General features: G+C 40.6%; 17 protein-coding genes and 1 tRNA gene. 9 read left to right on the forward strand and 9 right to left on the reverse strand.

The features are described from left to right. A partial coding sequence (locus WAZ74_RS07665; RefSeq protein WP_422307489.1) for a hypothetical protein occupies nt 1-432 on the forward strand: 432 nt, incomplete at its 5' end. A 114-nt stretch (nt 433-546) separates the two neighbouring features. Beyond that, complete coding sequence (locus WAZ74_RS07670; protein ID WP_422307491.1) at nt 547-1,023, forward strand: cell division protein ZapA; 477 nt, start codon at nt 547-549, stop codon at nt 1,021-1,023. Nucleotides 1,024-1,133: 110 nt separating this feature from the next. On the opposite strand, the gene WAZ74_RS07675 is transcribed toward WAZ74_RS07670, so the two are convergent. From WAZ74_RS07675 to WAZ74_RS07690, 4 genes are all read right to left on the reverse strand, one after another. After that, complete coding sequence (locus tag WAZ74_RS07675; protein WP_422307493.1) at nt 1,134-1,433, reverse strand: hypothetical protein; 300 nt, start codon at nt 1,431-1,433, stop codon at nt 1,134-1,136. A gap of 268 nt (nt 1,434-1,701) precedes the next feature. Continuing rightward, nucleotides 1,702-3,795 (reverse strand): glycine--tRNA ligase subunit beta, encoded by a 2,094-nt coding sequence (glyS, locus tag WAZ74_RS07680; protein WP_422307495.1) that lies wholly within the window; start codon nt 3,793-3,795, stop codon nt 1,702-1,704. A gap of 9 nt (nt 3,796-3,804) precedes the next feature. Further along, nucleotides 3,805-4,779 (reverse strand): glycine--tRNA ligase subunit alpha, encoded by a 975-nt coding sequence (gene glyQ / locus WAZ74_RS07685; RefSeq protein WP_422307519.1) that lies wholly within the window; start codon nt 4,777-4,779, stop codon nt 3,805-3,807. A gap of 423 nt (nt 4,780-5,202) precedes the next feature. Next, on the reverse strand, nt 5,203-5,415 hold the full coding sequence (locus WAZ74_RS07690) for a PspC domain-containing protein (RefSeq protein WP_422307497.1): 213 nt from the start codon (nt 5,413-5,415) through the stop codon (nt 5,203-5,205). A gap of 561 nt (nt 5,416-5,976) precedes the next feature. Here WAZ74_RS07690 and nadR point away from each other — a divergent pair. From nadR to WAZ74_RS07705, 3 genes are all read left to right on the forward strand, one after another. Continuing rightward, nucleotides 5,977-7,023: a multifunctional transcriptional regulator/nicotinamide-nucleotide adenylyltransferase/ribosylnicotinamide kinase NadR gene (nadR, locus tag WAZ74_RS07695; RefSeq protein WP_422307520.1), complete on the forward strand. Its 1,047-nt coding sequence runs from the start codon at nt 5,977-5,979 to the stop codon at nt 7,021-7,023. Nucleotides 7,024-7,176: 153 nt separating this feature from the next. After that, entirely contained in the window at nt 7,177-7,935 is a 759-nt protein-coding gene (gene pnuC / locus WAZ74_RS07700) for a nicotinamide riboside transporter PnuC (RefSeq protein WP_422307499.1), read from the forward strand. A gap of 168 nt (nt 7,936-8,103) precedes the next feature. Continuing rightward, nucleotides 8,104-8,559 carry a DUF962 domain-containing protein gene (locus WAZ74_RS07705; RefSeq protein ID WP_422307501.1) on the forward strand — a complete coding sequence of 152 codons (456 nt, stop codon included), beginning with the start codon at nt 8,104-8,106 and terminating at the stop codon, nt 8,557-8,559. A 205-nt stretch (nt 8,560-8,764) separates the two neighbouring features. On the opposite strand, the gene WAZ74_RS07710 is transcribed toward WAZ74_RS07705, so the two are convergent. Beyond that, nucleotides 8,765-9,556: a glucose 1-dehydrogenase gene (locus WAZ74_RS07710; RefSeq protein ID WP_422307503.1), complete on the reverse strand. Its 792-nt coding sequence runs from the start codon at nt 9,554-9,556 to the stop codon at nt 8,765-8,767. A gap of 372 nt (nt 9,557-9,928) precedes the next feature. Next, nucleotides 9,929-10,003: transfer RNA gene (locus WAZ74_RS07715), tRNA-Gly, on the reverse strand. Nucleotides 10,004-10,564: 561 nt separating this feature from the next. Between WAZ74_RS07715 and WAZ74_RS07720 the strand changes: the two genes are divergently transcribed. The 4 genes from WAZ74_RS07720 (at nt 10,565) to WAZ74_RS07735 (ending at nt 12,945) form a co-directional block, all read left to right on the forward strand. Beyond that, a complete protein-coding gene (locus WAZ74_RS07720) occupies nt 10,565-11,377 on the forward strand; it encodes a M48 family metallopeptidase (protein ID WP_422307505.1) in 813 nt (270 codons plus the stop codon). 255 nt (nt 11,378-11,632) lie between these two features. After that, nucleotides 11,633-11,956 carry a BolA family protein gene (locus WAZ74_RS07725; protein ID WP_422307507.1) on the forward strand — a complete coding sequence of 108 codons (324 nt, stop codon included), beginning with the start codon at nt 11,633-11,635 and terminating at the stop codon, nt 11,954-11,956. Nucleotides 11,957-12,023: 67 nt separating this feature from the next. After that, entirely contained in the window at nt 12,024-12,383 is a 360-nt protein-coding gene (locus WAZ74_RS07730) for a SirB2 family protein (protein ID WP_422307509.1), read from the forward strand. A 160-nt stretch (nt 12,384-12,543) separates the two neighbouring features. Further along, nucleotides 12,544-12,945 (forward strand): hypothetical protein, encoded by a 402-nt coding sequence (locus WAZ74_RS07735; RefSeq protein ID WP_422307511.1) that lies wholly within the window; start codon nt 12,544-12,546, stop codon nt 12,943-12,945. A gap of 131 nt (nt 12,946-13,076) precedes the next feature. Here WAZ74_RS07735 and trxC read toward each other — a convergent pair whose 3' ends face one another. From trxC to WAZ74_RS07750, 3 genes are all read right to left on the reverse strand, one after another. Continuing rightward, nucleotides 13,077-13,517 (reverse strand): thioredoxin TrxC, encoded by a 441-nt coding sequence (gene trxC / locus WAZ74_RS07740; protein WP_422307513.1) that lies wholly within the window; start codon nt 13,515-13,517, stop codon nt 13,077-13,079. A 74-nt stretch (nt 13,518-13,591) separates the two neighbouring features. Beyond that, nucleotides 13,592-14,203 carry a class I SAM-dependent methyltransferase gene (locus WAZ74_RS07745; protein ID WP_422307515.1) on the reverse strand — a complete coding sequence of 204 codons (612 nt, stop codon included), beginning with the start codon at nt 14,201-14,203 and terminating at the stop codon, nt 13,592-13,594. Nucleotides 14,204-14,427: 224 nt separating this feature from the next. Continuing rightward, entirely contained in the window at nt 14,428-14,610 is a 183-nt protein-coding gene (locus WAZ74_RS07750) for a YgaP family membrane protein (RefSeq protein ID WP_422307517.1), read from the reverse strand. Nucleotides 14,611-14,825 lie beyond the last annotated feature (215 nt).

Here is a 14,825-nt window from a genome sequence, read left to right on the forward strand (position 1 = left end):
CAACTTAGAATATTAGAAAAAATGATACTCGACATCAAAAAACAGTATCAGCTTGTCAGTGCTGAACTTAGCAGCCTCAAGCAACAACCGATTACCGATCCAAAAGAACTTGTCGCATTAAAAACTAAACTTGATAGCAGCTATACAGAACGCGATGCCGCTAAAAAACAATTAACTGATCTCGATAAGCGCTATCAAAACCTAGCAGAAGCGCACCACATGATTGGTGAAGAGCAAGACAAACTGCAAAAGCAGATCAATCAATTGCAACAACAAAATAGCGAACTGCAGCAAAATAATAATGAATTAAAACAGCAAAATAGCGACATTAAACAGCAAAATAGCGATTTGAAAAAGAAAAACGAATTGGCAGCTGAGCGTACACAGGTGGTATTACAACGCTTAACCCGTATCGATCAAGCAGAAGGTTAGTAATAGCTTAAATCAATAGCAATTCAGCATCGTTTTTGCCTATAAAGCCAGCACGATACTCACTGTCATATCTGATATGACCCACTTTACTGACCAGACATTGTAGGATTTATCATGACCGATAACCAGTCCAAATCTATAGAAAAACAGCCGCAAGAAAGCAAAGTAGAAAATAGCCAAGTAGAAAAAAACCAAGCACAAACCACTGAGCTTAAAGCACAGAACGCCGTTTCAAATAATTCAAACACACAAAGCGACACTACTAGACCTGTTACTAAAATCAATAGTGCACCTGAGCCACAAATTAAAAAAGTCGATATTGCGATTGCTGGTGTGAACTATCCGATCTATTGCCCAGTACACGAGCAGGAAGAACTATATGCTGCCGTCTCTTATATCAATGACTATGCGCTAAATTTAAAAAGAGATGCGCCAAGCCTTAGCCAAGAGAGCCTATTGGTTCTATGCTGCTTAAATTTACATGAAAAAATTCATGTCAATCAAAGAAGCGACGAAGACCGCTTACAGCAAGATAAGCAATCGGAGGCTTTGCTGAATAAAGTGATGAAAGACGCCCATTCTATCTTATAGATCAATACTGCTATTGAGTTAATACTGATATATTCAACATAAAAGCGCTTAGCCCATTAAAGCTAAGCGCTTCTTTTAAATACAAATAGCAAAATACTTATTTATACTGCTTACTTATAAACCCTTCCCGCATGAAAGTCCGCTTGATGCTCATAATTGCAAAAGAATAGCGCTTTATTACCTTCAGCATTGCTACTGTTACTGCTCTCACTATCTACAGCTAAGCTTGGATTGGTCTCAAGTACACCGCGATATTCAGCCAAGCTATTGCCACAAAAATCGCACTGATGCAGTGTGATCACATCGCCTTTTTTTGGCATCATGCTTTTGGGCGCGCGTGGGTACATAAACTTATAGAATCCCCACATTACTATCCAGATAATGATGATTACAATGATAACAGCTAACACGGCAGTGCTCCTTCGAGTATGGATTAAAGCATTATTAGTTAATGAGAATAAACCAGTAAAATAGCTATCGCTCAATACGCGCTAATAGCATAATTTTACTGTAAATAACGATATAAGCAAAATCGTATAAGCAAAAAACCTTATCATCTTTGATTGCTTATAAGTCTATAAAACTTCTAACCATTTAAAATAACTGCATAAAAAACTGGCCATAGTGAGCCAGTTTTCATTTTAAAAGATAGCTTGTTAAGCTGTTATACTGACCATATTATAACTGTAGCTCACTGATATCCGCCACTGTCAAAAACAAAGCACGTACTTGTTTAAGTAATGCCAAGCGATTGGCTTTGAGCGCCGCCTCTTCACTATTAACCATCACGTCAGCAAAAAACTGCGTTAATGGTTCATCTAAGCTGACCAAGGTTTGCAAGATTTGCGTATAGTTCGCCGTTTCAAGTAACGGCGTCACATTCGACTGCGCTTTTTGCACAGCCTCATATAACGATTTTTCAGCATCTTCAGTCAATAGCGACGCGTCAACTTGATCAGCCACTGCGCCCTCAGATTTGGCTAAAATATTAGCAACACGCTTATTCGAATCGGCAAGCTTTTCAGCTTGTGGCAACTCACTAAAGGTTTGTACGGCGCGAATACGTTGATCAAAATCAAGCGGCATGTGCGGATTGATGGCTTGTACCGCCTGAATAGTATCGACACTGACGCCTTGCTCGGTATACATCGCCCGATAGCGTGAATTTAAAAACGCTATGACTTTAGTAAACGTATCGCCCATCTTGGTAATCTTGCTACCGTCAGCAGTGCTATAGTTTTTAATGGCTTGCTCAACTAAGGCAACCAAGTTAATTGGCAACTGCTTTTCAATCAAAATACGCAAAATACCAATCGCCGAACGACGTAAGCTAAAAGGATCTTTTGAACCAGTGGGTGCTTGGTCAATAGCAAAAATACCCACTAACGTATCCAAGCGATCTGCCAACGCTAAGCAGATACCAATCGGCGTTTTCGGTAATACATCACCGCTAAATTTGGGCAAATACTGCTCTTCTAAACTTGCCGCTACCGCTTCAGGTTCATTATTTAGACGGGCATAATAGGTACCAGCGATACCTTGCAGCTCAGGATACTCACCCACCAGTGAACTTGCTAAATCGGCTTTGGATAATATCGCTGCACGTACTGTCTCATCGATATCAATCTGCTGTCCTTGCTGTTGCATTAACGCAGCGATAAAAGCGGCAAGCTTGGCAATACGTTCAGATTTTTCCCAAATCGTACCCAGCTTATCTTGGAATACACGATTTTTGAGACTTTCTGTCAAAGCAAACAATGGCTGCTTCTGATCTTGTAAGAAGAAAAACTCTGCATCAGCCAAACGTGGACGCACGACTTTTTCATTACCTTCAATAATCTGATTGGGATCTTTAGATTCAATATTGGTAATAAAAATAAAGTAAGGCTGCAGTTTGCCTGCTTTATCAGTGAGGCAAAAATACTTTTGATCCGCTTGCATGGTAGAAATAAGCGCTTCTTGTGGCACTTGTAAAAAGCGCGGCTCAAAGCTTGCCCGTAGCGCAATCGGAAAATCAACCAAGGCGGTGACTTCGTCTAGCAAACTCTGCGGCACAATAGCGTCAGCATTGACTTCAGCTGCTAACGCTTGAACTTGATTGTTAATAAATGCTTGGCGCTTATCGAAATCCGCCACCACTTTTAAACCCTCGAGCAATTGCTCATAATCGTTGGCATGCGCAATAGTATGGTAATCAGGGCTGTGGAAGCGATGACCGCGCGTTTGATTTCCAGTCTGATGACCTTGAATAGTGGCATCAATAACGGCGCTATCTTGCATCAATACTACCCACTGTACCGGACGCACAAATTCATTGCGACTCGTACCTGAACGCATACGCTTAGCAATTGGCAGGTTATCAAGTGCGGTTTGAAAAATAGCAGGTAGCAGCTCAGTCGTTGCTTGACCCTGAATGGTTTGTACATAGCCGACATAATCACCTTTATCGGTGTTAATGGTCGTTAGCTCGCTGGCTTCAATACCCAAACCCTTTGCAAAGCCCATCGCTGCACGCGTTGGATTACCATCAGCGTCAAATGCGGCTTTAATCGCAGGGCCTCGTTTTTCTTCAGTACGATCTGGTTGCTTATCGCTAATACCTTCGATCCGAAGCGCTAAACGACGTGGTGCCGCAAAAGCTTTGATGCTATCAAAGGTAATGTTAGCTACAGCTGATTGTATAATGAAGCTTTCTTGCAATGCATCGCGTAAGAGCTTTAGGCTTTTTGGAGGTAGCTCTTCACACCCCAATTCAAATAGAATAGTACTCATGGGATGCTCCTATTTATCGTTATTAATAGATGGGTCTTTGTCTGTACTTTCAGTTATAGTGTCTTCTTTTGGCAAATACTTCTCAAGTGCTGCTTGACGATGAGCTTCATCGGCTAATGGAAAGCCTAATTTTGCACGTGCTTCCACATAACCCAATGCGACTTTACGTGCCAGCGTACGCACACGCAAAATAAAACGCTGACGTTCGGTTACTGAGATCGCACCGCGTGCATCAAGTAAGTTAAAGGCATGCGAAGCTTTTAGCACCATCTCGTAAGCTGGTAGCGGTAGACCTGCTTCGACCAACTTATCCGCTTGCTGCTCATAAAAATCAAACATCTGACCCATCATTGGCACATCGGCGTGCTCAAAGTTATAGGTAGACTGCTCAACTTCATTTTGATGAAAGACATCACCATAAGTAACACGACCAAATTCACCATCTGCCCAAACCAAATCATAAACGCTATCGACGCCTTGTACATACATTGCCAAGCGCTCAAGACCATAGGTAATCTCACCGGTCACAGGGAAGCACTCAAGCCCGCCTACTTGTTGGAAATAGGTAAACTGCGTCACTTCCATACCGTTTAGCCAAATCTCCCAACCAAGTCCCCACGCACCAAGCGTAGGCGACTCCCAGTTATCTTCAACAAAACGCACATCATGAACCAGTGGATCAATGCCAATCGCCTCAAGTGAGCCTAAATATAGCTCTTGGATATTGGGTGGATTTGGCTTAAGTACCACTTGAAACTGATAATAATGTTGCAAGCGGTTTGGGTTGTCACCGTAGCGACCATCTGTTGGACGACGTGACGGCTGCACATAAGCGGCATTCCAGCGCTCAGGGCCTAGTGAACGTAGAAAAGTCGCGGTGTGAAACGTACCTGCACCGACTTCCATATCATAAGGCTGCAACACGACGCAGCCCTTTGAGGCCCAGTAGTTTTGCAGCGTCATGATTAAATCTTGAAAAGTCATCGGCTGCTGCTCTTTGTCTTTTATCATTGGGGTTGTCGCTTGGGGGATCATAGTTTGAAGCGTCATAATAAAACCACTGTGAATGAGTATGAATAGATCAATCTTTGATAGCACTCGTATCGCCTATTTGGCAACGATTCTATTTGCCTGCTCACCTTACTAAAAATTGACTATTTTATCTATATTTACATCAACTAAATTTATATTACGAGTAGAAAAAACCAACTACCTAGCCTATTTATTAGTAAATTCTGCTAGTAAGGGCAGTCAACACTATAAATAAAAAAATACCCAAATGCGTAAGCATTTGGGCAGGAGGAAAAGTATGTCTTGGATATCCTGATTGGTCAGGCTTTTTGTTTTTTGGGGAACCGCTGTTTCTTATTTAACTTCTTTGCTTTATGACTACTATGAATCTTTGCTTTACTGATAAGACTGACTGCTCGCTTTCGGCATAATTATCCATAAGATAATGTAGATTAAAATACCCGGCACCGCTGCACTCAATGATGAGACAATGAAGAATAGCAATCTCACCCATGTAGGTGACCAACCGACATATTCTGCAATGCCGCCCATTACGCCCGCTATCATTTTATTATTCTGTGACCGATGTAATTTTGCTAACTTAGCCAAATCAAATACCTCTCTTACAATTATTTATTTTACTTCTATTTTTATCACTGACATTTCTAACCGATTTTGTAGCTTTTTTTGTCTTCTTAACTTACCAATAAGTATAGCAATCATTTATATTCTATCTGTTGAGTATATAGACGTACTTTGTGAGTTTATGCTACTCAAGCTTACCGTAATCTGTCAAAACTCATCGTAAATAGCTGATTTTAAATAGTTATTTCAAATTGTTTCAAACTTAGCTTTGTTTCTCTAATATTACATGATTTGTTACAATTTCAAATGTTTATAGTCAAATAAATTGGATGTATCTCCTAACTCAATTTTTAAAATCACGAAATTATTTAGCATAATGATAGATTGATAACTATCTTGTTTTGATTTGATTTTAATCGAATAAGCCATTTATAAAATAAATTTTATTTACAATAACCTACCTGTAAATCGCTATAAACCTTTATACCATGCTGATAAATAATCTAAGTTTTAGATATTCTAGAAATAACACTCAGCGCATTAAAGCATCAATAAAATAAAAAACTAAGGAAGGCTATGAACGTTATGTACGAGTCAGGATTGATGATTGGACATTTTGAACCTCTACATTTAGGGCAAATGCGCAGCATATTGGACGCAGCAGGACAAGCAAAAACCCTTCACATCGTCATCATGGCGCATCCATCGCCGCATCCAAACTTCAAAATCACCTTGCAAGATAAAGCGCGTTGGTTACAAATGGCTTGTGCTGACTTACCTTTTATTCATATTCATACCACGGATGAAATTGAGCTACCGTTGCATGAAAATTTTGCTGACGTTAGCATTGATGTGGCTGCTAGTAATGCTAAGTTACAACGTTTGACAGAAGCGCTAACCTTGCCAGCTGAGACGGTATTATTTGTCGCAGAAAATCACCCGTTAGCACAGTCTGATGTTTGTAAGCAGCTAATCATGCAGGTAGTCACGACCCCGCTACAGCCTGAGTTTGATTCTTATGCCATCGCTTGCAATCCAGTCGCACATTGGTCAGCGATTCATCCGCAAGCACGTGCTGACTATACCAAGACAATCGCAATCGTCGGTGGTGAAAGCTCAGGTAAAACCACATTGGTACATAAGCTTGCCAATTATTACGGTGCCAGCTTCGCGCTTGAGATGGGACGGCTTTATGTCGGTACAGATCTAGGCGGTAGTGAGATTGGGCTACAATATAGTGACTACGGACCCATTGCTCTACATCATGCCCAAGCCATTCGCGATGCCGCAAGCGTAGCAACCGCGCCCGTCACCATTGTTGATACCGACTTTGTGACTACCCAAGCTTTCTGTGAAGAGTATGAAGGTCGTACGCATCCTTTTGTAGCAGCCTGTATTGATGAGTTTCGCTTAGACCATACCATTATGCTCGATAACAATGTGCCGTGGGTCGACGATGGGATGCGCTCATTAGGTGATCCTGACGCACGCGGGCGTTTTGAGCAGCGACTATTAGATATTTTTGCCCGTCATCATATTGAACCGCATGTGATTGATCAGCCCGATTATGATGCTCGTTACAAGCAAGCGTTGTTATTTATCGATCAATATATTTATGGTAAAGAGTCTTAAACTATATCAATAAGAAACATATCAATAAAAAGCAAAATGTAAAAAACTATACATTTATAATAATATTTTCAGTCAGTACTTTTAGTGAGTGCTTTATTAATAACAATACTACGACTGATGACCACTATTCATCTCATCTTTAGGAAAAAAACGATGCGCATTCAGCTACTAGATAACATCACTGGAAAATGGGCGATACAATGGATTGTAACTTGGTTCATTTGCGGTGTAATTGCGTTATCAGCAGGCTTTTGGCTAACCACTGAGCACAGTACCCTTGATTGGTTTTATTTAGCCGTGTCATTTATCGGATTAATTTGTGTGGTGTCATTATCGTTCCGCAAAAACATTCTGGGCAATGGCTTTGGAATGGCGGCTACCGCAGGGGAGTTTGTCGTGCAAGCAACGTCAGGCGCCGTTGGTCTGATGCTGGCACCGCTGTTTAACTTTTTCAGTCATCTTTATGGGCTTTTTTATTGGTCAAAGCATACGGATGCTGATGGTGATATGGTACCCAAATCTGCCAGCAGATGGATTTGGATACTGACGATTGCCTTTATAATCATCGGTTTGGCACTGTTTCCCACAGTAAATGATTTATTAGCAAACTATGGCTACGCTGTCGTTGAAGATGACAATAGTAAGTTTTTAGGCTTTATCTCTTTCTTCTGGATTAACGTCATCGCTTTTGTACTCTCTATCACTGCTCAAGCCGCAATGATTCTGCGCTATTCATTTAATTGGTGGTTATGGATTCTATCTAACTTCGTCTGGTTGACCGTAAACCTCATGTCGGGTAATTATATCTTTGCTATCCAGACGATGGTCTACCAAGTAAACTCGTTTGTTGGTCTGTATGAATGGTATCGCAGTGAGCAAAATTCTGTAGAATTACCAAAGCCTGCGCAATAATTAATAGTTATAAAGCGACTTATAAGACAGACAATATAAGAGGGTTTGACTGTGCGGTCTAACAGATAAAATGGCAGACTGCTCAAATTAGTGCTACAACTGGTAGTCGGCAGTAGATTGTTTCATTTATCTACTATCAACTATTTATTTACTAACAGGGAGGTTAGTATGTCTCGTTCTCAGCAAAAGCGGATGTCTAAACGTACACTTGAGCAGTGGCTCAGTGAGTATTCTGTCAGCCATCAAAACCTTGTCAATAAAAAAATCCATTGGTTATGCGTCCCCACTATTTTTGTCAGCCTGTTAGGTATGGGTATGTCACTGTCAGTGTGGTTTACCTTGGTAATGAGTGCTTTGGTATTATTATTTTATATGCGCTTATCAACGCCGTTGTTCTTAGCCATGGGTATGTTTATTCTCATCTGTCTTTCAGTAATGACCTTATTACCTTGGGGCTTTAAGATTTGGGCAGCTATTTTCGTAGTTGCTTGGATTGGACAGTTTATCGGTCATAAGATTGAAGGTAAAAAACCCTCTTTTTTTGAAGATTTACAGTTTTTACTCATTGGTCCAGCGTGGGTTGCAAATAGCCTCATGGGGCGTAGTAGAAAAGCTAGCGGATAATAGTTAAATCAGATAGTAGGAACTGGGATTATTTTTAAATCAGTACTTAATTAAATCAGTGCTTAATTAGATTAGTATTGAAAATACTATTTCATAAAAAAGTAGCACTTAATCAGATATTAAGTGCTGCTTTTTTATGAGTAATTACATACTACTGGTTTTTAACAAAAAAATAACCTATATTTTAATAAGCGCTATTTTATATTTAATCCAATGTCTGTACACCGCCACCATTCACAAAGATGGTTTGACCACTGACCCAAGTCGATATCGGTGCCGCAAAATACAACATAGCACCAGCGATATCATCAGCCTCGCCCAAACGTTTAATAGGCGTATTTGCGAGCATTTTCTTTTCAATCTCTGGTGTTAGTACCGTTTTCAACGCATCCGTACGTGTGGCACCAGGACCGACCGCATTAACGCGCACTTCAGGACCAAAGTCATGCGCTAAGTTTGCCACCATATGATTGACAGCCGCTTTTGAGCCTGCATAGCCACTCATATTTGGGCTTTTATTGATACTCGACATCGAAGTCGTGAATACAATCGAGCCATACCCTGACTCTTTCATATGCGGCGCGCACAATTGGCTTAAGCGCCAGCCACTAAAAACGTTTAATTCAAAATCACGTCGAATGTCGTCGACCGATGCTGTGGACGGGTTTTCACGACCGCCGCCACCGCCGCCCGCATTATTGATTAAGATGTTAACAGTGCCAAACTCAGCGATAACTTTGTCTACCATAGTGACCAAATCATCATCTTTTAAAATATTACACTCTACGGCAAGCGCTTTTACCCCAAGCGCCTCAATATCTTTTACCGCTGCTTGTGCATCTTCAAGTTTTAAATCAGCAATGGCAATGTTAGCACCCGCTTCTGCCAAACGTAGCGCTGTGGCTTTACCAATACCGTTGGCGCCGCCCGTCACAATGGCAACTTTACCTGATAAATCGAACAGTTCGTTAAATGCTTTATGTTGAAATTCTTGCATAATAATTCCTTAATATAGGTGTGCTCAGCTCGTTTACAGCACTATTAAATAGTATAAATAGATAGCTGCTAAAAATAGATGGCTAATACATGCGTTAATCTTATGATTAAGAAGGTGCCAATACGACCATTTTCAACGTGATTGTAATCTAAACGCTGACTAGAAATAATTATGCGCGGGATAGTCTATTTCAATGTGCTAAGTTCAGACACTTTTTGTAATGATTTATATTTGACCGACTATCATGCCACTATAGGCATTGTCATTAGCTACATATGCTGCTAACTGATTATTAACTCAAATTTCAGACATAAAAAAAGCTTCACTTCTTATGATAAGAAGTGAAGCTTTAGTGCTTTTACAAGCCATATTTGGAGCGGGAAAAGAGATTCGAACTCTCGACCCCAACCTTGGCAAGGTTATGCTCTACCACTGAGCTATTCCCGCATAAATCAATTCGTAAGTTACTTACTACTACGTCTCGATAGGCTGGCTATTTTAGCAAATATTCTGTGCATGTCAATAGTTTTTTTCAATCTTCCAATCAATGTCGCTGTTTTTAATCTGCTATCTCAACGATAATCTCTATAGACAATTGATTTCATAGTTTATTTTCGTAAAACCTATCAGAGCAATTATTTTCATAAATAACTCTCTAATCCCTTATTCTTTTCCTATCTATTAAAACTTGTTCTATTGTAATAGGTATCAAGCCATTAACTTTTAAGAGAATACTAACTTATGTGGTTGAAACCATTAAAAGCACGTTCCTTTTTTACCATTTCATAGCACTTACAATCCTACCTTCTATTGTTACTTTTACTCTATTGGTTTTAGATGGTTAACATTATTATACTTACGCCTAACAACAGTTCAGGTAGAATTTTACTGTTTCGGTAGATTGGTAGACGATGGTAAAACTTTAATAATAAGCTATCCTTTCATCTACTTCATTAATACTGGTTTTGTTTAACTTTATTTTTTCTATTTACAGCGAGGATGTTTATTATGAAAAAGCTACTTATTACCACCGTTATGGCGGCTTCATTGTCAGCACTGACTTTGACAGGTTGTACTAGCACGACCAGTACGGGTGCCGTTGGCGTTGATCGTCAGCAGCTGCTACTCGTATCAAGCGAGCAAGTATTACAGCTCTCAGCCCAGAGTTATAATAAAACCATACAAGAAGCACGAGCGAAACGTTTGCTTGATACCAACACCGCTCAGCTGAATCGCCTGAAAAAAATCTCTAATCGTTTGGTCGGTCAAGTTGGCGTCTATCGCCCTGATGCGGCAAAATGGCCATGGGAAGTACACACGATTAAATCTAACGAATTGAATGCGTTTGTTATGCCAGGTGGTAAAATCATGTTTTATACCGGCATTGTCGACCGTCTTAATTTAAGTGATGATGAGATCGCTGCGATTATGGGTCATGAGATGTCTCATGCCTTACGTGAGCATTCACGTGAACGCCTATCACGTCAGTACGCGACTCAAACCGGTATCGGTGTCGCTGCGAGTATTTTCGGTCTATCACAAGGTCAAGCTCAGCTTGCAAACGTCGCTGGAGACTTAGGTCTAAGCCGTCCTCATAGTCGTACCCAAGAAGCTGAGGCCGATCAAATCGGTCTTGAACTAATGGCGCGCGCTGGCTACAATCCGCAAGCTGCTGTTACTCTATGGCAAAAAATGCAACGCGCCAGCCAAGGTGAGCCACCACAGTTTTTAAGCACTCACCCAACCAGCGGTAACCGTATTGCACAAATACAATCTTTGCTGCCAAAAGTCATGCCTTTATACCAAAAAGCACGTCGTTAATGGCTGATGTCTAATCATTAAACTTGATTAAAGTAAATAATAGTAAGTAACAAAAGCAGAGCGCAGATTTTATATTGCGCTCTGCTTTTTTATGCTTTGAATAGATAGTTTAATACTAAGCTAGTTCTGCGCTGCATAAGATAGCTTAGAGATGAAGGTCTGCTATAATGGGCGCAATTCGTCAATTAAAATTGACTAAGCCGAATACTATATTTGGTATAAAACTATATTTAGTACAAGCATATAAGGATTGTTATGACTACGACACCTACCGCTGACGCCCTCAGTCATCAGCTACAAGAGTTACAACCACAGCATATGGAATTGGTTAATGAATCAATGAATCATGCCGGTTATTTTGACGGTAAAGAAAGTCACTTTAAACTCATCATTGTTAGCGATACCTTTGAAGGCAAGCGCTTAGTCGCGCGCCATCAGCTAATATACGATCGGGCGAATTCGTTACTGACTTCACAAGGTGGTCAAATACATGCGTTGGCTATCCATGCCTATACACCGGCAGAGTGGCAGGGTCAAAACCCTGAAAGCCCGTTATGCGCTGGAAAAAATATAACGTAGTGATTACTTCTATCATCAATCTCTTATTTAAGCTTGCGAGCTGTAACGGTAAAAGGAACGTTGTTTTATGAAGCATTTACACATGTTGATGGCAGTAATCGTTATTGTGTTATTTTTATACCAAAGCTATTTGATTTTAAGCACTAACAAACAGACGCCACGCGTCATTAAAATATCCAATCATATCGTTTATGCGCTAGTGTTACTTTCAGGCGCATGGATGCTGTTTCAACTGCTCAATGCTAATGCACCTGTACAATGGGTCATTGCAAAAATGGTTTTATTTGTAGCAGCGATCAGCGCCAGTATCAAAGCCTTTAATAACAGTGCAACACCTAGCCAAAGAAAAACCGGTATTCTTATTGCTGCTGCGGCTTATGTGGGCATTGTAGTACTTGCCTTTGCTAAGCCGGGCAATTTATTTTGATAACCGTTTAGCATAAATTGCGCACCAATAGTTATGGTGCTCCGATAATATTTCGGTTGCAAAATATTAAATAATTGCTATGTTTTTCAATATCTTAATTACGTTATTTTTGCTATCTTAAATAAATACCAATACGATAACTTAGCCTAATGGAGTCATTATGAAAACGCTTACTGCAGCAACCCTACTGGCAACAGTTGGCATTTTTGCTCTCTCAGGCTGTGCCACTACGGGTAATATTACCCCGCAATATGTACCGCCTAGCACCTATCAAAACTACGATTGCCAAGCATTGAATCAAGAATATATTCGTGTCAATAATTATGTGAACGCTGCACGTAACGAGCAATCTACCTTATCCGCATCAGGGGTCGGTGTTGGGATATCCGCAGGTCGTTGGGGCATCTCGCCTAATATCAGCTTTGGCGTCGGTCAGAGTAACAACACTAAAGCTCGCGATGCTAAGTTATCGCGTCTGTACGGAGAACGTGATGCTATTATCCAATCAGCGCGTATCCAGCGTTGTAGCTTTGCCAATGGTATTAAGATTTATGGTGAATAAGCCGATAGCGCAATTGCTTTAACCCATAAACCTTTAGTTTGAAAAAAGCCAATACGCGATAAACGTATTGGCTTTTTATTGCTTACTCTAAGTTAATTAATTTTATGAAAATATACTTATATTTCTTAAAATTATTTGAGACTTTGCACCCACTGTACAATTTGGTTGCTTGGTAACGCACCTGACTGACGTGCAACTTCTTTACCGTTTCTAAAGGCGACCATCGTCGGTAAACTGCGAATATTATATGGCGCAGCCGCTTGCTCATATTTATCTGTCTGTATTTTAGCAAATACTACTTGTGGTAGCTGACTGGCGGCCGTTTTAAATTCAGGCACCATCATAAGGCAAGGCTGACACCAACTTGCCCAAAAATCTACCACAGTCAGTACATCATTTTTTTGAATGACCTTATTAACCGTTTGCGCATTCAGTTCATGCGGCGTTCCAGTCAATAGAGGTTTAGCACATTTGCCACAATTTGGCGCTGCATTGAGTCGTTCAGCTGGCACGCGATTGGTCGTTTGGCAATGTGGACAGACGACATGATAGTCCTTTTTCTCTTCACTCATAATATTACTCCTATAATGACGATGATAGTCGCGTTTATTTGATAGGTTTGTTTAATAGTTGATCTGTATAATGGTTAGTGCGCCCAACCGCTGTATATATAAGTCATCAGCCGTGGACCAGATAAATACCCTGTGCTCAGTTCTCCGATAATAAAACCGCTCACTTTGATGAGCGCTGGAATATCGCGATTTAGGTGACAGCCACCCGTCATGGGCTTCCACAAAGGCGTTAATCGGTGTTGCCAACGTTCGACCGAAGGATCTGGAGCTAGACCATGTTCACAGAATAGCAGTCGGCCTTCAGGCTTGAGTAGTCGCCTCATTTCCTGAAGCGCCGATAACGGGTTAATGATGCTACACAGGGTAAAAGTCATCACAATGGTATCAAAGCGAGCTGTCTCGGCATGAATACCTTTAACATCCACTGCCACCATCTCAACAGAAATATTAATAGCGGCCGCTCGCTGACGTGCTAGAGCTTGCATTTGGGCAGCTGGATCGACACCGACAATAGAAGAAACCTTTTTGGGATCGTAAAACGGTAAGTTAAGACCGCTACCGATACCAATTTCTAGGACGTCGCCTATTGCTTGCGGTACGACTCTCGATCGCGCCTTCATCACCCCGCCCGTGCCACAGGCAAGATCAATCATTTTTGGCAATATGTAGCGCTCATACGGATTCATAGCTTTCTCCATTTACCGTCATTCGACGCTGCATTTAGCCTAGTAACTGGTACGTAATTGACTGCTTGGCTACGCGAGCATAGTGATGCTTTTGTCGCTTTTTTCACTCATGATATGACTTATATCTTAACAGAATCTATTTTAAAAGGGCTAATAGCACTTTGCACTATTGACCCTTTTATGACTTTAGCATTAAACAGAATTAATATTATAAATTTTAAGATTTAAAGCTTACAGGTATTGGTACCCAACATTTTATAGAGTGGGCAGAAACGAAATAAGCCCGTTAATAGCGGAACCAAGCCGACGACTCCCCACCAGCTTTGATAATAAACACCAACCGCAATAATGATGACACCGGCAATAACACGGAGCATGCGATCAGTACTACCAATATTAATATTCATAATTGATTCCTTAACAATAGTAAAAAATAACAGTGATGTTAATAAGTAAGCTACCGATAAGCCAACCACGCATTAAAAAACGGACTACATATAGTCAATCCCACTTAAAAGTGTTATAAACTAATTATCAAATCTAATTGTTATTATAAAGACCATGACTTACTCACTAGATTTTCGTAGACAAGTTCTCAAAAGTATAGATGACGGCATGACCT

It is taken from the genome of Psychrobacter sp., assembly GCF_049295055.1.
GTDB lineage: Bacteria > Pseudomonadota > Gammaproteobacteria > Pseudomonadales > Moraxellaceae > Psychrobacter.